The organism is Pseudomonas sp. Marseille-Q5117 (assembly GCF_946901175.1).
GTDB lineage: Bacteria > Pseudomonadota > Gammaproteobacteria > Pseudomonadales > Pseudomonadaceae > Aquipseudomonas > Aquipseudomonas iranensis.
Map to the genome: position 1 here is coordinate 79,574 of NZ_CAMPPP010000010.1, position 18,670 is coordinate 98,243.

Annotated in this window: 16 protein-coding genes; 6 read left to right on the plus strand and 10 right to left on the minus strand. The window is 60.4% G+C overall.

Annotation, left to right across the window (positions count from 1 at the left end; all coding sequences use genetic code 11):
* Positions 1-3: 3 nt before the first annotated feature.
* The 6 genes from OC605_RS16925 to OC605_RS16950 form a co-directional block, all read right to left on the minus strand.
* Positions 4-309, minus strand: a complete 306-nt coding sequence (locus OC605_RS16925; RefSeq protein WP_016771358.1) for a DUF2282 domain-containing protein — start codon at positions 307-309, stop codon at positions 4-6.
* A 278-nt stretch (positions 310-587) separates the two neighbouring features.
* Positions 588-1,289 carry an ABC transporter ATP-binding protein gene (locus OC605_RS16930; protein WP_003222380.1) on the minus strand — a complete coding sequence of 234 codons (702 nt, stop codon included), beginning with the start codon at positions 1,287-1,289 and terminating at the stop codon, positions 588-590.
* Positions 1,290-2,057 (minus strand): high-affinity branched-chain amino acid ABC transporter ATP-binding protein LivG, encoded by a 768-nt coding sequence (gene livG / locus OC605_RS16935; protein WP_016771357.1) that lies wholly within the window; start codon positions 2,055-2,057, stop codon positions 1,290-1,292. It lies immediately after the preceding gene.
* Positions 2,054-3,310, minus strand: a complete 1,257-nt coding sequence (locus OC605_RS16940) for a high-affinity branched-chain amino acid ABC transporter permease LivM (protein WP_016771356.1) — start codon at positions 3,308-3,310, stop codon at positions 2,054-2,056. The genes livG and OC605_RS16940 overlap by 4 nt, the downstream gene beginning before the upstream one ends.
* Positions 3,307-4,230, minus strand: a complete 924-nt coding sequence (gene livH, locus OC605_RS16945; RefSeq protein ID WP_016771355.1) for a high-affinity branched-chain amino acid ABC transporter permease LivH — start codon at positions 4,228-4,230, stop codon at positions 3,307-3,309. The genes OC605_RS16940 and livH overlap by 4 nt, the downstream gene beginning before the upstream one ends.
* Before the next feature lie 229 nt (positions 4,231-4,459).
* A complete protein-coding gene (locus OC605_RS16950; RefSeq protein ID WP_016771354.1) occupies positions 4,460-5,587 on the minus strand; it encodes a branched-chain amino acid ABC transporter substrate-binding protein in 1,128 nt (375 codons plus the stop codon).
* Between the two features lie 351 nt (positions 5,588-5,938).
* Here OC605_RS16950 and OC605_RS16955 point away from each other — a divergent pair, with 351 nt between their 5' ends.
* Positions 5,939-6,244 (plus strand): DUF2288 domain-containing protein, encoded by a 306-nt coding sequence (locus OC605_RS16955; protein ID WP_016771353.1) that lies wholly within the window; start codon positions 5,939-5,941, stop codon positions 6,242-6,244.
* Positions 6,245-6,527: 283 nt separating this feature from the next.
* Here OC605_RS16955 and OC605_RS16960 read toward each other — a convergent pair whose 3' ends face one another.
* Entirely contained in the window at positions 6,528-8,726 is a 2,199-nt protein-coding gene (locus OC605_RS16960; RefSeq protein ID WP_076566290.1) for a hypothetical protein, read from the minus strand.
* A 196-nt stretch (positions 8,727-8,922) separates the two neighbouring features.
* On the opposite strand from OC605_RS16960, the gene OC605_RS16965 reads away from it, so the two are divergent.
* Positions 8,923-9,819: an NAD(P)-dependent oxidoreductase gene (locus OC605_RS16965; protein WP_262138333.1), complete on the plus strand. Its 897-nt coding sequence runs from the start codon at positions 8,923-8,925 to the stop codon at positions 9,817-9,819.
* Here OC605_RS16965 and OC605_RS16970 read toward each other — a convergent pair.
* Positions 9,710-11,992, minus strand: a complete 2,283-nt coding sequence (locus tag OC605_RS16970; protein ID WP_186568239.1) for a putative bifunctional diguanylate cyclase/phosphodiesterase — start codon at positions 11,990-11,992, stop codon at positions 9,710-9,712. The two genes, OC605_RS16965 and OC605_RS16970, sit on opposite strands and share 110 nt — an antisense overlap.
* A 150-nt stretch (positions 11,993-12,142) precedes the next feature.
* A complete protein-coding gene (locus OC605_RS16975) occupies positions 12,143-12,511 on the minus strand; it encodes a YkgJ family cysteine cluster protein (RefSeq protein ID WP_262138335.1) in 369 nt (122 codons plus the stop codon).
* Between the two features lie 301 nt (positions 12,512-12,812).
* Here OC605_RS16975 and OC605_RS16980 point away from each other — a divergent pair, with 301 nt between their 5' ends.
* The gene (locus OC605_RS16980; protein ID WP_262138337.1) at positions 12,813-14,162 is read left to right on the plus strand and encodes a spinster family MFS transporter; all 1,350 of its coding nucleotides are present in this window, start codon (positions 12,813-12,815) and stop codon (positions 14,160-14,162) included.
* Between the two features lie 191 nt (positions 14,163-14,353).
* Here OC605_RS16980 and rapA read toward each other — a convergent pair whose 3' ends face one another.
* Positions 14,354-17,200, minus strand: a complete 2,847-nt coding sequence (gene rapA, locus OC605_RS16985; protein ID WP_041478023.1) for an RNA polymerase-associated protein RapA — start codon at positions 17,198-17,200, stop codon at positions 14,354-14,356.
* Positions 17,201-17,452: 252 nt separating this feature from the next.
* On the opposite strand from rapA, the gene OC605_RS16990 reads away from it, so the two are divergent.
* The 3 genes from OC605_RS16990 (at position 17,453) to ccoM (ending at position 18,313) form a co-directional block, all read left to right on the plus strand.
* Positions 17,453-17,794, plus strand: coding sequence for a hypothetical protein (locus tag OC605_RS16990; RefSeq protein WP_024011931.1), 342 nt, complete (start codon positions 17,453-17,455; stop codon positions 17,792-17,794).
* A gap of 94 nt (positions 17,795-17,888) precedes the next feature.
* Positions 17,889-18,050 (plus strand): hypothetical protein, encoded by a 162-nt coding sequence (locus tag OC605_RS16995; protein WP_016771347.1) that lies wholly within the window; start codon positions 17,889-17,891, stop codon positions 18,048-18,050.
* Between the two features lie 149 nt (positions 18,051-18,199).
* Positions 18,200-18,313: a cytochrome c oxidase subunit CcoM gene (gene ccoM, locus OC605_RS28035; RefSeq protein WP_016771346.1), complete on the plus strand. Its 114-nt coding sequence runs from the start codon at positions 18,200-18,202 to the stop codon at positions 18,311-18,313.
* The last annotated feature ends 357 nt before the right edge of the window (positions 18,314-18,670 follow it).

An 18,670-nucleotide genomic window follows, 5' to 3' on the forward strand; every position in this document is an offset into this window, starting at 1 on the left:
GGATCAGGACTTGGCTTTGAAGGCTTCGAGCTGACCGAAACCGGTCGGCGAGGTTTTGCTTTCGGTGGTGGCGCAGGTGCCTTTCGGAACGAGCTTCCAGGCGTTGGCCTGGTAGTCCATTTTCGCCGTGCCGGCGCAGGTAGTCCCGGCACCTGCGGCGCAATCGTTCTTGCCTTTCATGGCCACGCCGAAGCATTTTTCCATGTTGGCATCGGCGGCCTGGGCAGTGGAGACAGTGGCGATGCTCAGAGCGGAACCGAGGGCCAGAACCAGGGCGGTGGCGGACAGGGTACGGGTAGTCGCAGTCATGATGTTTCTCCAGTTTTTATCAGGGTTTCTGCAAGCGGTTTGTGCTTGCTTGTCCCTCTAGAGAACGGGTGCGGGGATGCGTTACAGGCGGGGGGGGAAAATTATAAAAAATTTTGGCTTCAGCTGTATCCCTGCTCGCGAAGGCGGTGTGTCAGCCACCCATAATGTTGAATGACAGAGCGCTTTCGCGAGCAGGCTCGCTCCCACAGGGTTACTTTGGTGGTACTCAGGAAATAAAAAAACGGCCCGAAGGCCGTTTTTTTGTGCAGCGATAACACTCAACCGCCGAGATACGCCTCGCGTACTTTCGGGTCGGTCAGCAGCGCTTCACCGGTGCCTTGCATGACCACGCGGCCGTTCTCCAGAACGTAGGCGCGGTCAGCGATTTTCAGTGCCTGGTTGGCGTTCTGCTCGACCAGGAACACCGTCACACCGTCCTTGCGCAGCTGTTCGATGATGTCGAAGATCTGCTGGATGATGATCGGCGCCAGACCCAGCGACGGCTCGTCGAGCAGCAGCAGCTTGGGCTTGCTCATCAGCGCACGGCCGATGGCGAGCATTTGCTGTTCGCCGCCGGACATGGTGCCGCCGCGCTGGTTGAAGCGTTCTTTCAGGCGTGGGAAAAGTCCGAGAACCTTGTCCATCTGTTCCTGATAGTCGCCCTTGTCGGTGAAAAATCCGCCCATCGACAGGTTTTCTTCAACGGTCAGACGGGCAAACACCCGACGCCCTTCCGGGACCACGGCGATGCTCTTGCGCATGATCTGCGACGAGTCCTGGCCGACCAGTTCCTCACCCATGTAGCGGATGCTGCCGCTGTGCGCCTGCGGCGAACCGCAGAGTGTCATCAGCAGCGTGGATTTGCCGGCACCGTTGGCGCCGATCAGCGTCACGATCTCGCCCTGACGGACTTCGACGTTGACGCTGTGCAGGGCCTGGATCTTGCCGTAGAAGGTGGAAACGTTTTCGAACTGCAGCATTTACGCTTCCCCCAGGTAGGCTTTGATCACTTCAGGATTGTCGCGGATCTGTTCCGGCGTGCCGTCGGCCAGCGGCGTGCCCTGGTTGATCACGACGATGTGGTCGGAAATGCTCATGACCAGTTTCATGTCGTGTTCGATCAGCAGCACGGTAACGTTGTGCTCTTCGCGTAACACACCGATCAGCGCCTTGAGGTCTTCGGTTTCCTTCGGGTTCAGGCCGGCGGCCGGTTCGTCGAGCATGAGGATCCGCGGGCGGGTCATCATGCAGCGGGCGATTTCCAGACGCCGTTGCTGGCCGTAGGCGAGGGTGCCGGCGGTGCGGTTGGCGAACTCTTTGAGATTGACCTTTTCCAGCCAGTACTCGGCAAATTCCATGGCCTCGCGCTCGCTTTTGCGGAACGCCGGGGTCTTGAACAGGCCGGACAGGAAGTTGGTGTTCAAGTGACGGTGCTGGGCGATCAACAGGTTCTCGACGGCAGTCATGTCCTTGAACAAACGCACGTTCTGGAAGGTCCGCACCACGCCTTTGAGGGCGATCTTGTGGCCCGGCAGGCCCTGGATCGGCTCGCCGTCGAGCAGGATGCTGCCGCCGGTAGGCTGATAGAAGCCGGTCAGGCAGTTGAACACGGTGGTCTTGCCGGCGCCGTTCGGGCCGATCAGGGCAACCACCTGCTTTTCCTTGACGGTCAGCGCCACGCCGTTGACCGCGAGCAAGCCGCCGAAGCGCATGCTCAGATTTTCGACTTTAAGGATCTCGCGGCTCATTTGCGCAACTCCATGTGTGGGCGTTGCATCGGCAGCAGACCTTGTGGACGCCAGATCATCATCAGTACCATCAGCGCACCGAACATCAACATGCGGTACTCGCTGAACTCACGCATCATTTCCGGCAACAGGATCATCACGATCGCCGCCAGAATCACGCCCAGTTGCGAGCCCATGCCACCCAATACGACGATGGCGAGGATGATCGCCGACTCGATGAAGGTGAACGACTCGGGCGTCACCAGGCCCTGACGCGCGGCGAAGAAGCTGCCGGCGAAACCGGCGAACGCAGCGCCCAGGGTGAAGGCGGAGAGCTTGATCACGGTCGGGTTCAGGCCCAACGCGCGGCAGGCGATTTCGTCTTCACGCAGTGCTTCCCACGCACGGCCGATCGGCATGCGCAGCAGACGGTTGATCACGAACAGCGCGGCCAGTGCGAGCAACAGCGCAACCAGGTAAAGGAAGATCACCTTGTTGATCGAGTTGTATTGCAGACCGAAATACTCGTGGAACGTCTGCAGGCCTTCGGCGGCTTTGCGCTCGAAGGTCAGGCCGAAGAACGTCGGTTTTTCGATGTTGCTGATGCCGTTCGGGCCACCGGTGATATCGGTCAGGTTACGCAGGAACAGACGGATGATTTCGCCGAAACCCAAGGTCACGATCGCCAGATAGTCGCCGCGCAGACGCAACACCGGGAAGCCCAGCAGGAAGCCGAACGTCGCCGCCATCAGGCCGGCAATCGGCAGGCAGATCCAGAAGCTCAAGCCGTAGTAATGCGACAGCAGCGCGTAGCTATAGGCGCCGACGGCGTAGAAACCGACGTAGCCCAGGTCAAGCAGACCGGCCAGACCGACGACGATGTTCAGGCCCAGGCCGAGCATCACGTAGATCAGGATCAGCGTTGCGATATCCACCGCGCCACGGGAGCCGAAGAACGGCCAGACCAGGGCGATCAGAATCAGCGCAATGATGAAATAGCGCTGGGTGGTTGGCAGGGTCAGGAAGTTGCTGGCCTTGGCCGGGATCAACGGCATGCCCGGCGAGGAGCGCCAGGCCTTGCTGATCTGCTGATTGAAAAGCACGCGCAGGAACATCAGCACCGAGCAGATCGCGATGGTCGCGAGTACCGCAGGGCTGGTGTTGTGCACTTCCAGATTGATGCCGACGATGGTCAGTTTCAGACCGAGTACCGGGTAGGCCACCGCCCACACCAGCAAGGCACTGAACAGTGCCTGTTTAAGATTCCTAGTCATACTTTCTCAACCTCCGGACGGCCCAGAATGCCGGTCGGACGGAACAACAGCACCAGAACCAGCAGGCCGAACGCAACGACGTCCTTGTACTGGTCGCCGAAGATATCGGCACCGAACGCTTCCGCTACACCGAGCACCAGGCCGCCGAGCATTGCCCCGGGGATGCTGCCGATGCCGCCCAGTACCGCAGCGGTGAAGGCCTTGAGGCCGACGAGGAAACCAGCGTTGGGGTTGATCACGCCGTATTGCATGCTCAGCAGCACTGCGGCAACGGCGGCCAGCGCAGCACCGATGACGAAGGTCAGGGCGATGATGTTGTTGGTATTGATGCCGAGCAGGTTGGCCATCTTGATGTCCTCGGCACAGGCGCGGCAGGCGCGGCCCAGACGGGAACGGGAGATGAACAGGGTCAGGCCGAGCATGGCGATCAGGGTCACCACAAACACCACGATCTGCATGTAGGAAATCAGCACTTCTTGTGCGCCACCCGGACCGAAGGCGAAGTTGCCCGGGATCAGGTTGGGGATAGCTTTGTCCTTGGAGTCTTGCGCCAGCAGAACGGTGTTCTGCAGGAAGATCGACATACCGATGGCAGAAATCAGCGGGATCAGACGGTTGCTGCCGCGCAGGGGGCGGTAGGCGATCCGTTCGATGCTGTAACCGTAGGAACTGGTGACGACGATGCTGGCGATGAACGCCGCGGTCATCAACAGCGGGACACTGTCGAGTCCCATCATGGTCAGCCCGGCGATGGCGATGAAGGCCACGTAGGAACCGATCATGTACACCTCGCCGTGGGCGAAGTTGATCATTCCAATGATGCCGTAGACCATCGTGTAGCCGATGGCGATCAGGGCATACATGCTGCCAACGTTGAGGCCGTTAACCAGCTGTTGGAAGAAGTGATAGAGGTCAGGCATTACAGCGCTCCTAAAAACCTGTACGCATTTCACTGGTGGAGTCATTTTCCCGCCCGGCCCCGTGGATCTCTATCCACTTCGAATCCGGGTTTTGCCAGCGAACCGCTGATGACGGTTTTGAGATTTTCAGGTGGGCCGACTGGCGGATCACGCCAGCGCGGCCCATACATTCGCAAAACAAAGCCCACGGCACGCCGTGGGCTTTATTGGCAGTCAGTCGGGCAAGGCCTTACTGAGGCGAAACTTCGGTTTTAGGTTTGCCGTTGTGCCACTCGTACACGACAAATTTGAAGTCCTTCAGGTCGCCCTTGTCGTCGAAGCTCAGGTCGCCGGTCGGGGTCTTGAACGAACCGGCGTGGATGGCTTCAGCCACTTTGGTAGCGTCTTCGGACTTGGCTGCCTTGATGCCTTCGGCAATCACGGTCACTGCCGAGTAGGACGGGAACACGAACGGACCGCTCGGATCTTCCTTCTTGGCTTTGAACGCGTCAGCCAGGGCAACGTTGGCCGGATCCTGGTCGAAGGATTTCGGCAGGGTCACCAGCAGGCCTTCGGACGCGTCCTTGGCGATCTGGGTGATCGAGTCGTTACCCACGCCTTCCGGACCCATGAAGCGGGCTTTCAGGCCTTTTTCCTGAGCCTGACGCAGAATCAGACCCAGCTCCGGGTGGTAGCCGCCGTAGTAGACGAAGTCGACGCCGGCTTGCTTGAGCTTGGCGATGATGGCGGAGAAGTCCTTGTCGCCAGCGTTGACGCCTTCGAAGACGGCAACCTTGGTGCCTTTCTTCTCGAGGGTCGATTTCACGGCGGTGGCGATGCCTTCACCGTACTGCTGCTTGTCGTGCAGCACGCCAACCACTTTCGGTTTCACGTGATCGGCGATGTAGTTGCCGGCGGCAGGGCCCTGGGCGCTGTCGAGACCGATGGTGCGGAAGATCATTTTGTAGCCACGGGCGGTGATATCCGGGCTGGTGGCAGCCGGGGTGATCATGATCACGCCTTCGTCTTCGTAGATGTCCGAAGCTGGCTGAGTGGAGCTGGAGCACAGGTGACCGACCACGAACTTGACGCCGTCGTTGACGACCTTGTTCGCTACCGCTACCGCTTGTTTCGGATCGCAGGCATCGTCGTATTCAACGGCTTCGAGTTTCTTGCCGTCGACGCCGCCCTTGGCGTTGATCTGCTCGATGGCCATTTTCGCGCCACTGAACTGCATGTCGCCGTACTGGGCTACTGGACCGGTTTTAGGACCGGCGATACCGATTTTGATGGTGTCAGCTGCGAACGAATGGCTGGCAACCCCGGCCAGAACCATAGCGGCAAACAGTTTGGAAATCTGCTTAGTAGCCTTAGTCATAGTGCTCCACTCTTACTGTTGTATTTTTTAGAGTTCTGGCGCCGTAGCAGCAGAACCGGGTCAGATATCTTTGCGATACCCTCCGGAAAATGCCCCGGCAACTGTACCGGTACAGTGTAGAGCGCCGCTTGATCAACTGGGAAGCGGGCGCCACGGGGCAAAACTTGGGGGTGTCGCATTTTTGAATGAAAGAGACAGAATTGCGGCGGGGCAATCGGGGACATATATCCCAAAAGGCAGCATTCCCTGGCGTTCCTGCTCTTTTCGTTCGGTGCAGCGATTTGCAACCGGGTTTTTCTGACGGACCACCGACGTTATCATTCGCGTCGATTTCTTTTCCGGACAGCTCCCATGAATCAAGAACCTAGCACCCTCTATGCCAAGCTGCTTGGTGAAACGGCATCTATTACCTGGAAAGAGCTGGAGCCGTTCTTCGCCAAGGGTGCCCTATTGTGGGTCGACCCTGACCTGGATTTGATCGCCGCCGCCGAGGCCGTGGCTTCGGATGAAGGCGAGAAAGTCGCGGCCTGGCTGGCCGACGACAAGGTCGCCAAGCTGTCTGAAACGCGGGCACTGGATATTTTCGAACGTGATCCGCAGCTGTGGGCCGTGGTGGTTTCGCCGTGGATTCTGATCCAGGAAAGGGCGGCCGTTTAATTGCCCGCACCCTTTTGGTGCCTCGATTGCCGCGCCGCAAGTGTGTAGCGGAGTAGCGTGATGGCACCTTGCCGTGGAGAAATGCCACGCCTCACGGTGACGTAAACGTAACGGGAACAGTTTATGGAGCGGCCTGAGGGTCGCTTAATTGTTTCTGGATGTTCGTAAAGCTGAATTTGTCGGTGAAGTCGAGGGCGCCTTCGCGAGCAGGCTCGCTCCCACCTTGGAATGCACTTTCCTGTGGGAGCGAGCCTGCTCGCGAATGGGGCGACTCGCTGCTGGATCAGACCGAGTAAGTCTTCCCGGTATGGTTATTCAGCGAAATCACCTTGGTCTTGCCAATCCGGTGGCGGTAGATCTCGCGCAGGTACTTGATCGACTTCTTCACGCAATCGCGTGACAGGCGAATGTCATTGATCGAGACGAACTTGTCCTTGTCGTTGATCAACTCACGGTATTTCTTTTCGTACATCGGTTTGATCGCGTACCAGTTGGTATCGAGGATCTTCGCCGGGTTTTCGAATTCGTTGAGCAGGTCGTCGATCCGCTCCTCGTCGAAGTCTTCCTGAATGATGAAGTCGAGAATCGAGTTATCCAGCGTCTCGTCGAAACGGTACGGATTCTTCGCGAAGCAGCGCTTGATGAACGCCACGATCAGTGTGAGGAAGTCGTCCGACAGGCACGGGCTCTTGGCGATCAGGGTGGTCAGCGACAGGTTGGCCGAAGCGCCGATCACCAGCGCGTAACGCTTGAGCGTGGTGTTGGGGAACAGGCTGTTGAGGTGGGTCTTCAACCGGTTCAGATCCATGTACGACAGTTTGTAGTCTTTCGGCAGCGACACGATCGAGACCACCGACGAGCAATTCTTGAAGAAGTGCAAATCGTGCAGCGCGGCGGCGTCGTAGCCGGAATTCTTGTACTGCTCAAGCGAAGCGCGATAACGCTTGGATTCAATCGGCAGCAGGCTGATGCCTTCGATGGCCTGAGTGACCTTGTTGAAGTGCGGCAGGTCGATCGAACGGAAGAACAGGTCGTCGATGTTCAGGCGCTGCGGCTCTTTGTCGAAGACCTTGAACTTGTCGCTGCTCGGCGGCGGGGTTTCCGGGACTACCGATTCGGCGTAGGCAATCGCCACCGGCCCGGCCAGACTCATGAACAGGTCGTTGGCGTCCAGGCGGATGGTTTCGCCGATGTCGATGCCGGCGCGGCGGAAGTAGTTCTGGTCGTAGTCAGTGGTGACTGCCTGCGCCGTGAGAATGTTGAAGATCTGCTGCGAGATGTACTGGTTGGCGTGTTTCTCCATGGCATTGACATCAATGTTCTGGATATTGCCGTCATCGCTTTCTTCGGCGTAACGCATGATGTCGTTGGAGATCAGCATCATCGCGTTCCACGGGCGGATACGTCCCATCACGCTGGCTTCGCTGCTGTCTTCATTGGCGAAGTTGTAGGAGAAATCCCATTCTTCCGACAGGTATTTGCACAGCAGGCGCCCGGCGTTGATGTGCAGCGCCTCGGACATTTCGCTGCGGTGGTCGGAAATGTTCGGCAGCACGCAGATGCCGCTGGTGAAGATCGGCTCGAAGACAAACGAATGACCGCTCTTGCCGTCATGCTCGTCCATCGGCTTGGTGTCGAAGGTCTTGTTCATGTACGAGTGCTGCTGGGCCAGACCGAACTCCGAGGCCATGCCCGAACCGGTACCGCCGCCGGCACTGAAGATCGAGAAATACAGGCGCGACTGGTTGGCCTTGATCCCGCAGCTGTCGATCAGGTACGAGTGGATCATTTTCCAGTCGGGACTGGAGAAGCGCTGGGTGTCCTTGTTGAGGATGATTTTCGCCAGGTACTGGCCGAGGATCGGCGCGTTACCGGCGCCACCGGCGTGGACTTCGGACAAGTCCATGATCTTCATTTTGCTGTAGTCGCGCAGGAAGCCGCTTTTCTCGCCCTTGCGCGAGAAACGGATGCGCCCGGCGATGTCCTTGTCGAGGTCGCCGAGCATCACCAGCGGTTCGACCAGAAACACCGGTTTGGTCGATTTGCTGGTGCCGATGCGCAGGTTGTTCTTGATCCACTGCGCCGGGCTGTAGCCCTTGTCGGCCAGACGCCGGTCGGTCGGGCGGTCTTCGTTGTTGAATTCGTTGAGGTAGAACTTGCGCGCGTTGTACACCAGCTCCGCCACGTCGAGGGCGATGTTGGAGCCGCAGCGACCGAGGCCGATCAGGCACACCGAGGGGAATTCCTGGTCGTTGTGCTGCTCGTTGTCGCCTTCCTGATGCGCCGGGCGCGGGAACACCGAATCACGCAGGCCGTCGAGGTTATCGAGGATGCGGTCGGTGTTGGTCTCGGTGAAGTACAAGTATTGCTGGGTCGACAGCGGGCGCGAAGGCGGCGTCGGTCTGGATAATGACGCGCTGTTCGCGGCGGGGCTCAGGGTCAGATCGGCTGTTGCACTGGCGGGGTTGTTTTTAGAGGTCATGGTGCGCCATTTACCTGGACTGGGTTGGCCCGCCGAACAGTGCCGGCGAACCTCACGGAATAAGATCTCGCGTCTTGTGTGCGCGAATACGGCCCGGGCGTCGTAGTGCTGGCTGATCTGATCGCCGGGCGGAATCCTTTCCTGATCGTTGATGAATCGGCCATGATTCGGTGATCTTTAATCGAAAAGAGGCGAAATGATGTCAACGCTACCTTCGTTGGGGTTTGCCGGAATCGGCCTGATGGGCCTGCCGATGTGCCGGCGTCTGCTGGCGGCGGGTTACCCGCTGACCGTGTGGAACCGCAACCCGGACAAGTGCGCACCGCTGGTTGCTGCCGGCGCCCGCCAGGTATCGAACCCCGCCGAACTGTGCGCGCACGCCGACATCGTCATGCTGTGTCTGGCCGATACCGCCGTGGTGCGGGAAGTGGTGTTTGGCACTGGCGGTGTTGCCGAAGGTGCGAAAAACGGCCAGCTATTGGTGGATTTCTCCAGTCTTGAACCGACCGCCACTCGCGAAATGGCCGCAGCGCTGGCCGAGAAAAGCGGCATGGGCTGGCTTGACTCCCCGGTGTCCGGCGGCGTGGGCGGCGCCGAAGCTGGCAGTCTGGCGATCATGGTCGGTGGTGCAGCGGCAGATCTTGAGCGCGTGCGCCCGGTGCTGCTCAGCCTCGGTCAGCGCGTCACGCACATGGGCGGCGTCGGTGCTGGCCAGGTGACCAAGGCCTGCAACCAGATGATCGTCGCGTGTAATGCGCTGGTGATTGCTGAAGTGGTGGCGTTGGCCGAGCAGGCCGGGGTCGATGCCAGCCTGATCGCCGAGGCGCTGGCCGGTGGTTTTGCCGATTCCAAACCGTTGCAGATCCTTGCTCCGCAAATGGCCGAGAGCCGTTTCGAACCGATCAAGTGGCATGTGCGCACGCTGCTCAAGGATCTCGACACAGCGGTGAAATTTTCCCGCGAGCAGGGCTCGGCGACGCCGATCAGCGGATTGGCCGCACAATTGATGCGCCTGCATGGGGCGCAAGGCTTTTTAGCGAAGGATCCAGCGACGCTGGTGCAAATGTATCGCGCGCCAGACTCAACGGATTGACCCCGAGCACGGGTTTGCGCTGGTTGATTTCATCGAGCACCGCGCGTAATTCGTCCAGCGGCACCGGGCGGCTGAGCAGATAACCCTGAATGAAGTCGCAGCCCGAACGCTCGAGAAACTCGTATTGCTCCAGGCTCTCGACGCCCTCGGTGACCACCTGCAGATGCAGGGTGTGAGCCATGACGATGATCGCCTGGACGATCTCCATGTCCGCCGTAGCGGTGGGGATGTCGAGGATGAACGAGCGGTCGATTTTCAGGGTGTTCAGCGGCAGACGCTTGAGGTAGGCCAGCGACGAATAGCCGGTGCCGAAATCATCGATCGACAGCGACACACCGAGGGCGCGGATCTGCCGCAGCAGCACCAGAGTGTTGGCGATGTTGCCCATCAAGGCGTTTTCGGTGACCTCCAGTTCCAGGCGTTCCGGCGCCACACCGGCGGTGCGCAAGGCGTGTTCGATCTCCTCGGCCAGCTCCTCGCGCGCCAGATTCAGCGGCGAGCAGTTCCAGGCGATTTTCAATTCGGCACAACCATGCCGCGACAGCTCGCCAAGATCCTTGCAGGCGCGGCGCAACACCCAGTTGTCCAGTTCGGCGATCAAACCGTTGTTCTCGGCAATACTGATGAAGCGATCCGGGGTGAGCAAACCGTGAACCGGATGCTGCCAGCGAATCAACGCTTCGAGCTTGGTCACGCGACCGGTTTTCACTTCGAAGATCGGCTGGTAATAGAGCATCAGCGCGTGGTCTTGCCGTAGCGCACTGCGCAGTTCTTCTTCCAGTTGCAGCTCGAAACTGGCGCGGGTCTTCAGGCTGGAATTGAAGAAATGCAGACCGTTGCGCCCGGCGCCTTTGGATTGGTACAAGGCCAGGTCGGCGTGTTTGAGCAGCTCTTCGCAAGTGGTGCCGTCTTCGGGAAACAGGCTGATGCCGATGCTGGTGGTCATCACCATGCGCCGGCCGGCCAGTTCGATCGGCTCTTTCATCTTGTGCATGATGCGCTGCGCCATACCGCGCGCCTCTTCGCGGTCACGCAGGCTGATGAGTATGCAGAATTCGTCGCCGCCGAACCGCGCGACCACGTCTTCATGGCTGCGCACCGAGCTTTTGATGTGCTGGGCGATGACTTTGAGCAGCGCGTCGCCGGCGTCATGGCCAAGGCTGTCGTTGATGCGCTTGAAGTGGTCAATGTCGAGAAACATCACCGCGAGCATGCCGCCCTCGCTGGTTTTCTGGCTGAGCTTCTCGGCGAACATCTGGTTGAAACCACGGCGGTTGATCAGGTTGGTCAGCGCGTCGTAATTGGCCGCTTGCTGCAAAGACATGCGCGCCTGATCGAGTTGGCTGAGCAGGGCGTTGAGCCGGCGCAGGTCGTTTTCCTTGTTCTGCAGCTTTTTGTCGGCGAGAGCGGCGCTGATCGCACTGCCGAGAATCAACAGGATGATCAGCGCTACGGTCAGGCCCAGTTGCAGATGGCCGGTGTCGCCACCGCTCGCTGCCAGAGCGCCTTCTGGAAGCACCAGATCCAGCGCAGCCATGCCGGTGAAGTGCATGCTGATAATGCCGGCGCCGAGAATCAGCGCCGCGCTGTACTTGAGCAATTGATGCGCGACGCCGCTGCCTTCGCTGAGATAGCGCGCCACCCACAGCGCGGTGAAACTGGCGCCGATGGCAATCAGCACCGACAGCGCGAACAGCCCTGGCTGATAGTAGGCGGTGGCGCTCGACTTCATCGCGGCCATGCCGACGTAATGCATGCCAGCGATGCCCAAACCGATGACACACGCGGTCTTCAGGCAATGCAACGCGCTCGGCTGCACCTCACTGAGGGTGTGCATGGCCAGCCAAGAGGCGAGCAGGGCGATCAGCAACGACAGGAGGGTAATGCCGAGGTCGTACTGAATATCGATGGGGGTCTGGAAGGCCAGCATGCCGATGAAGTGCATGGCCCAGATGCCGCCGGCCAGGCAGGTCGCGCCGATCCAGCGCCAGATTCGCCGCGACCCCGGATCTTCGGCATGCACCAGGCGCTCTGCCATGTCCAGGGTGGCGAAGCTCGCTGCACAGGCGACCAGATAGGCCACCATCACCAGCAGAGGATTGTGACTGCAATCAAGGAGAATCTGCCCGCTCGCCGGCAGCTCGGCAACAAACTGCAAACCAAGCCACTCCATAGCATGCCCCGTCTCGGATTCATCTGGCCCGTGCGTCAATCAACGCAGGCGAATGAAAGCAGTATAGAGGCGGTTTCCCGGCTGCAAGCCGTAGTGGCACATTGGTGGTAATGATTTTGCCATTAGGCTCATAGCGATTCGCGCTAACGCTCAGGCAATGCGCTCCAGCGGCAGGTCGTTCCAGTGTGGCCGCAAGGGTGGCAGGCCGTGGGCGGCGCGGGCCTTGTCGCAGTCGGGATTGTGCTCGCCGTTCTCCCACGACGCCTCGAACTCGCGGCAGGTGCTCGAGCGCTTGTCATAGATCGTGCAGGCCACAGCGCTGCCGACCTCACCCGCCAGCGACATGCAACGCGCCGGTTTGCGATCGGTGCCGATCATTGCCACCCGGCTCGGAGTGATCTGCGCGACCAGTTCATCGGGCACCGTCCCGCCAGCGGATGAGCACTCACCCCAGAAAAAAGACACGCGAAAGTGGGAACAGCAGGCACCGCAATTCAGACACGGACTGGCTTCGGACATGGGCGGGGGTATCAAAGGGATTGATCGGAAGATCCGGACGGATCCGGCGGCCATTCTAGGCTTTGCCATGGCGTTGGGAAGGGGGGCGCGAAACTATTTTTTTGTCGCCGGATTTTGCCGCGAAAGCCCCGTATGGCGGGGGATTCCAGACTTATCAAGGGCTTACGTTTCGTTACAGTGCGATGGGTCGATATCAGGCTGACGAATGATGACAGACAGCCCCCGCGCGGCTGACTAGATTGCAGGTTCCGGGCTCGACGCGCTGGCAGTGAAGCCCTCATAACAATAAAGAGACGGACCCATGCAGAACTCGACCCAAGCGGCGAATGCCTGGCGCATTCTGTTCCTGCTGTTCCTCGCCAACCTGTTCAATTTCTTCGACCGCACCATCCCGGCGATCATCATCGAACCGATCCGCATGGAATGGCACCTCAGCGACTTTCAGCTGGGCATCATTGGCACCGCGTTCACCATTGTTTACGCGATTGCCGGCCTGCCCCTCGGGCGCATGGCCGACACCGGTTCACGCAGCAAACTGATGGGCTGGGGCCTGGCGACCTGGAGTGCGCTGACTGCGGTCAACGGCATGGTCGGCAGTTTCTGGAGTTTCCTCATCGTGCGCATGGGCATCGGCATCGGCGAAGCCAGTTACGCACCAGCGGCCAACTCGCTGATCGGCGACCTGTTTCCCGCACACCGTCGGGCGCGGGCGATGGGTATTTTCATGCTTGGCCTGCCGCTGGGGCTGCTGCTGGCGTTCTTCACCATCGGCGCGATGGTCAAGGCCTTCGACAGCTGGCGCGCGCCGTTCTTCATCGCTGCCGTGCCGGGGCTGATCCTCGCGATCTTCATGTTCTTTATCAAAGAACCAAAACGCGGCGCAGCGGAAACCGTGCAGGTCTCCCAGGAGAAAGTCGACCGGCCTATCCGTCGCGTCCTCGCCGTGCCGACCTTCCTCTGGCTGGTGATGGCCGGGCTGTGCTTCAACTTCGCGACCTATGCCTGCAACTCGTTTCTGGTGCCGATGCTGCAGCGCTATTTCCTCATGCCGTTGCAGGAGGCGGCGGTGGCCACCGGTGTCATCGTTGGCGTGACGGGATTGGTCGGGCTGACCCTTGGCGGCTGGATCGCCGACAAGATTCATCAGCGCTTCGCCAGTGGGCGGCTGTTGTTTGCCGCGTTCAGCCTGATCATTTCAACGTTGTGCACAGCCTGGGCGCTGCATGCCGGGCGCATCGAGATCGGTGTGTTCGTCGCGGTATTCAGCGTCGGCTGGCTGTTCGCCTACAACTTCTATACCTGCGTGTACACGGCAATTCAGGACGTCGTCGAACCGCGCCTGCGGGCCACGGCGATGGCGTTGTTCTTTGCCGGTCTGTATCTGCTCGGCGGCGGGTTGGGGCCAGTGGTGGTGGGTGGGCTGTCGGATCACTTCGCGCACACGGCGATGCTGGCGGCGGGGGCTGAGCAGATGACCGAAGCGTTCAAGGCTGTCGGCCTGCATGACGCGATGTACCTGATCCCGGTGGCGCTGTTCCTGACCATGGTCTTTCTGTTTCTGGCATCGCGGTGTTTTGTCCGGGATGCACAGCGGATGAAGGAGGGATTGGTGGCGGTGGTTGAGCCAGAAATTTCTGCGGCGACTGCCTGACCGTTTTCGCGAGCAGGCTCGCTCCCACATGATCGTTCCCACGCTCTGCGTGGGAATGCCTCAAGGGACGCTCTGCGTTCCAGCTTCGGTAGGGACGCGGAGCGTCCCGGGCTGCATTCCCACGCAGAGCGTGGGAACGATCCGCCCGCATCACTGCGGGCCTCTTGGTTTTCAGCGGTGAAGCGGGGCGGTTAACCCGCTACCAGCACCCGAATCGCTTCCAGGCGCAACGCCGCTTTGTCGAGCATCGCCAGACCCTGCTCACGCTGAGTGCGCAACGCCTCCAGTTCGCTGTCGCGCACGGTCGGGTTGACCGCTTGCAACGCGGTCAGGCGCGCCAGTTCTTCGTCGGTATCGGCGGCCAGGCGGCGGCGCGCTTCGGCCACACGCTCGGCGTGACGCGGGGCGATCTTTTCTTCGCCGGCATTGATCCGAGGCGTCAGCTGATCGCGCTGGGCCTGGATGAACTTGTTGGCGCTGGCCCGTGGCACGCTTTCCAGCTGATCGTTGAGGGTTTCGAACGACACCCGTGGCGACAGGTCATTGCCATTGGCATCGAGCAGGCAACGCAGCGCCGCCGGTGGCAGGTAGCGACCCAGTTGCAGCGAGCGCGGTGCGACCACTTCGCTGACGTAGAGCAATTCGAGCAACACGGTGCCCGGCTTCAGCGCCTTGTTCTTGATCAGCGCGACGGCGGTGTTGCCCATCGAACCGGACAGCACCAGATCCATGCCGCCCTGCACCATCGGGTGTTCCCAGGTGATGAACTGCATGTCTTCGCGCGACAGCGCCTGGTTGCGGTCGTAAGTGATGGTCACGCCTTCGTCGTCGCCCAGCGGGAAACTGGCGTCGAGCATCTTCTCGCTCGGCTTGAGGATCAGGGCGTTTTCCGAGTGGTCTTCGCTGTCGATGCCGAAGGCGTCGAACAGGGTTTCCATGTAGATCGGCAGGGCGAACTGATCGTCCTGCTCGAGAATCGCCTCGACCAGCGCTTCACCTTCGCCAGCGCCACCGGAGTTGAGTTCCAGCAGACGGTCGCGGCCGGTGTGCAGCTCGGCTTCGAGACGTTCACGCTCGGCGCGTGCTTCGTCGATCAGCGCTTGCCACTCGCCGTCATCGGCTTCTTCGAGCAGCGGCAGCAGGCGTGGGCCGAACTGATGCTGCAAGGCGTTGCCGGTCGGGCAGGTGTTGAGGAAGGCGTTGAGCGCCTCGTGGTACCACTGGAACAGGCGCTCTTGCGGGCTGGTTTCCAGGTACGGCACGTGCAGTTCGATGATGTGCTTCTGGCCGATCCGGTCGAGACGGCCGATGCGCTGCTCGAGCAGGTCCGGGTGCGACGGCAGATCGAACAGCACCAGATGATGAGCGAACTGGAAGTTGCGACCCTCACTGCCGATTTCCGAGCAGATCAGCACCTGCGCGCCGAACTCTTCATCAGCGAAGTAGGCGGCGGCGCGATCACGCTCAAGGATGTTCATGCCTTCGTGGAACACCGTGGCCGGGATGCCGGAACGCACGCGCAACGCGTCTTCCAGGTCCATCGCGGTTTCGGCGTGGGCGCAGATCACCAGCACTTTGGTGCGCTTGAGCATTTTCAGCTGATCGATCAGCCACTCGACGCGCGGATCGAATTTCCACCAGCGCTCTTCTTCACTGGCTTCCGGCTGGGCCTGGAAGCTGACTTCCGGGTACAGCTCGGCGTGTTCGCCCAGCGGCAGTTCGAGGTATTCGTCGGGGCACGGCAGCGGATACGGATGCAGTTTGCGCTCCGGGAAACCCTGCACGGCGGCGCGGGTGTTGCGGAACAGCACGCGGCCGGTGCCGTGGCGATCGAGCAGCTCACGCACGAGGCGGGCGCTGGCTTCAGTATCGCCATCGTTGACGGCGGTGAGCAGGGCTTCACCTTCGTTGCCGAGAAAACCGTGAATGGTCTTGTGCGCTTCGGCGGAGAGACGGCCCTTGTCGAGCAGTTCCTGCACGGCTTCGGCGACCGGGCGATAGTTGTCGCTCTCGGCGCGGAACGCGGCCAGGTCGTGGAAACGGTTCGGGTCGAGCAGGCGCAGACGGGCGAAGTGGCTGTCCTGACCGAGTTGTTCCGGGGTGGCGGTGAGCAGCAGCACGCCGGGGATGACTTCGGCCAGTTGCTCGACCAGCGAGTATTCCGCGCTGGCCTTGTCTTCATGCCAGACCAGGTGGTGCGCTTCGTCGACTACCATCAGGTCCCAACCGGCAGCGAACAAGGCGTCCTGTGCCTTCTCGTCGTCGACCAGCCACTCCAGCGCGACCAGCGCCAGTTGCGTGTCTTCGAACGGGTTGGTGGCATCGCTTTCGATAAAGCGTTCTTCGTCGAACAGCGCGACCTGCAGATTGAAACGGCGGCGCATCTCCACCAGCCACTGATGCTGGAGGTTTTCCGGGACCAGAATCAGCACGCGATTGGCGCGGCCCGAGAGCAGCTGGCGGTGGATGACCAGACCGGCTTCGATGGTCTTACCCAGACCCACTTCGTCCGCCAGCAATACACGCGGGGCGATACGGTCGGCGACTTCGCGGGCGATGTGCAACTGGTGCGCGATCGGTTGCGCACGCACGCCACCCAGGCCCCACAGCGAGGACTGCAACTGGCGGCTGGTGTGTTCAAGAGTGTTGTAGCGCAGGGAGAACCACGGCAGCGGGTCGATCTGTCCGGCGAACAGGCGGTCGCTGGCCAGACGGAACTGAATGAAGTTCGACAGCTGGGTTTCCGGCAGCGTGACGACCTCGTTCTGCCCGTTGAGGCCGTGATAGACCATCAGCCCGTCGACGTCGTCGACCTGCTGCACGGTCATCTTCCAGCCTTCGAAATGGGTGATGGAGTCGCCCGGCGAAAACCGCACGCGGGTCAGGGGCGCATTCCGTAGCGCGTACTGGCGGGTTTCGCCAGTGGCCGGGTAAAGCACGGTCAGCAAGCGGCCGTCCTGTGCCAGAACGGTGCCTAAACCAAGCTCTGCTTCGCTGTCACTGATCCAGCGTTGCCCCGGTTGATACTGCTGCGCCATGCTGCCTGACTCCCACCTTGAAAAAGCGGGCTATCTTAACGGAATGCGACCCTGAGGCCAAAGAAATACTGGGGTAGGAGCTGCCGCAGGCTGCGATCTTTTGATCTGTGGGAACACTTCGGTTTTGCGTTGTCCCATAAGAGATCGCAGCCTTCGGCAGCTCCAACAGGTGCCAAGCGCATCACAAGTTTGCGACAGGCGGCTCAAGGCGCCTGCACCCCAGCCGATAGCCTGCAGACAGGAGACCTTTATATGTTGCCACCGATGCTCCCCTTGAGCGCCGTGCCGATCACTTCCCAGCAGGATCCGATCCGCCAGCGGCCGGACATCCCGCCAGTGGTGCCGGTGCAGGAAAGCTCCAACGAAAGCACGATCGATCTGCAGAAGCGTGATCCGGAAGAGGATCGTCTGCTGGCGCGCGAAGAACAGCGTCGTCAGCAGGAACGTGACCGCCGACGCCGCGAGGCGGATGAGGATCCTGAAGAGCATCTGGCCGTGCCGGGTACCGAGTTGAACGCCGACAACACCGTGCCAGTGGTGCCGTTGATAGATGATCAGCCGCGTCAGGGGCTGTGGGTCGATATCGAGATTTGAGCAGTGACTGGTCAGCGCCTGCGCCAAGCGGCATGATTGGCGCAATCCTGTCGGTGACGGCAGCTGTGATCTCTTCTGCGATGTGCCGGACGCCATGAGCCAAGACGACAAACTGATCGACCTCAGCACTGAACGCGCCAAGCGTGTGCATGACCTCAACGAAAAGCGCCTGAACGAAGTGCGTCAGGCTTTCGAGCAGGCGATGCCGTTGGGAAAAGCCAAGAAAAAGTCGAAGAACAAGCCGAAAAAGCGTTGATCTCCCGCTGCATTGGTTGATGCAGATCAGTTATTTCCCCTCCTTTATTTCCCTTCGTTGCGGATATTGATCCTGGTCAATATGTGCGCCTGTGTGTTTGTTAATTTGAGTCCATCGCAGCAAAGCAAAGCAGGGCCGGGAGGTCAGTCATGTTTTTCGATAACGTGGTGTTTGCCGGGGTTCTCACGGTGGGGCTTATGGTGCTGTTTTTTGCAGGGTTTGGATTTTTTATCTGGAAGGATGCGCATAAGCGGCGCAAGTGAGTTCTTCTGGATTTGATGGGCACGCAAGGCATTTTGGGGCGACTTCGGTTGCCCCTTTTTTTTGTGCCTTGGCGGCCTTGGCGGCCTCTGGGCCGACCAGATTCTTGGGGTTTTGGGTGAATATCCGTTGCTTCGGGTGTGGCGGCTGGCGGTTTCGCCCTTACGGCGAGTCACTTTTTCAGACGCCAAAAAGTAACCAAAACGCTAGCTCCTGCGTTCGGCCCTCGCAGGCTCGGGTCCCTTCGCTCCGGGACTGATCCGGGCGCAGCGGCTCCGGTTTGCTTCGCTGCACCTCCTTCCGCTGTGTCTGGCTGCGCCAGACGGCCGCTGCGCTCCCACGCCCGGATCAATCCCTCC

What these genes read in the sequence shown, in the direction of transcription:
- OC605_RS16925 (WP_016771358.1), bottom strand. Translation starts at nt 309, where the DNA reads ATGACTGCGACTACCCGTACCCTGTCCGCCACCGCCCTGGTTCTGGCC.
- OC605_RS16930 (WP_003222380.1), bottom strand. Translation starts at nt 1,289, where the DNA reads ATGCTGCAGTTCGAAAACGTTTCCACCTTCTACGGCAAGATCCAGGCC.
- livG (WP_016771357.1), bottom strand. Translation starts at nt 2,057, where the DNA reads ATGAGCCGCGAGATCCTTAAAGTCGAAAATCTGAGCATGCGCTTCGGC.
- OC605_RS16940 (WP_016771356.1), bottom strand. Translation starts at nt 3,310, where the DNA reads ATGACTAGGAATCTTAAACAGGCACTGTTCAGTGCCTTGCTGGTGTGG.
- livH (WP_016771355.1), bottom strand. Translation starts at nt 4,230, where the DNA reads ATGCCTGACCTCTATCACTTCTTCCAACAGCTGGTTAACGGCCTCAAC.
- OC605_RS16950 (WP_016771354.1), bottom strand. Translation starts at nt 5,587, where the DNA reads ATGACTAAGGCTACTAAGCAGATTTCCAAACTGTTTGCCGCTATGGTT.
- OC605_RS16955 (WP_016771353.1), top strand. Translation starts at nt 5,939, where the DNA reads ATGAATCAAGAACCTAGCACCCTCTATGCCAAGCTGCTTGGTGAAACG.
- OC605_RS16960 (WP_076566290.1), bottom strand. Translation starts at nt 8,726, where the DNA reads ATGACCTCTAAAAACAACCCCGCCAGTGCAACAGCCGATCTGACCCTG.
- OC605_RS16965 (WP_262138333.1), top strand. Translation starts at nt 8,923, where the DNA reads ATGATGTCAACGCTACCTTCGTTGGGGTTTGCCGGAATCGGCCTGATG.
- OC605_RS16970 (WP_186568239.1), bottom strand. Translation starts at nt 11,992, where the DNA reads ATGGAGTGGCTTGGTTTGCAGTTTGTTGCCGAGCTGCCGGCGAGCGGG.
- OC605_RS16975 (WP_262138335.1), bottom strand. Translation starts at nt 12,511, where the DNA reads ATGTCCGAAGCCAGTCCGTGTCTGAATTGCGGTGCCTGCTGTTCCCAC.
- OC605_RS16980 (WP_262138337.1), top strand. Translation starts at nt 12,813, where the DNA reads ATGCAGAACTCGACCCAAGCGGCGAATGCCTGGCGCATTCTGTTCCTG.
- rapA (WP_041478023.1), bottom strand. Translation starts at nt 17,200, where the DNA reads ATGGCGCAGCAGTATCAACCGGGGCAACGCTGGATCAGTGACAGCGAA.
- OC605_RS16990 (WP_024011931.1), top strand. Translation starts at nt 17,453, where the DNA reads ATGTTGCCACCGATGCTCCCCTTGAGCGCCGTGCCGATCACTTCCCAG.
- OC605_RS16995 (WP_016771347.1), top strand. Translation starts at nt 17,889, where the DNA reads ATGAGCCAAGACGACAAACTGATCGACCTCAGCACTGAACGCGCCAAG.
- ccoM (WP_016771346.1), top strand. Translation starts at nt 18,200, where the DNA reads ATGTTTTTCGATAACGTGGTGTTTGCCGGGGTTCTCACGGTGGGGCTT.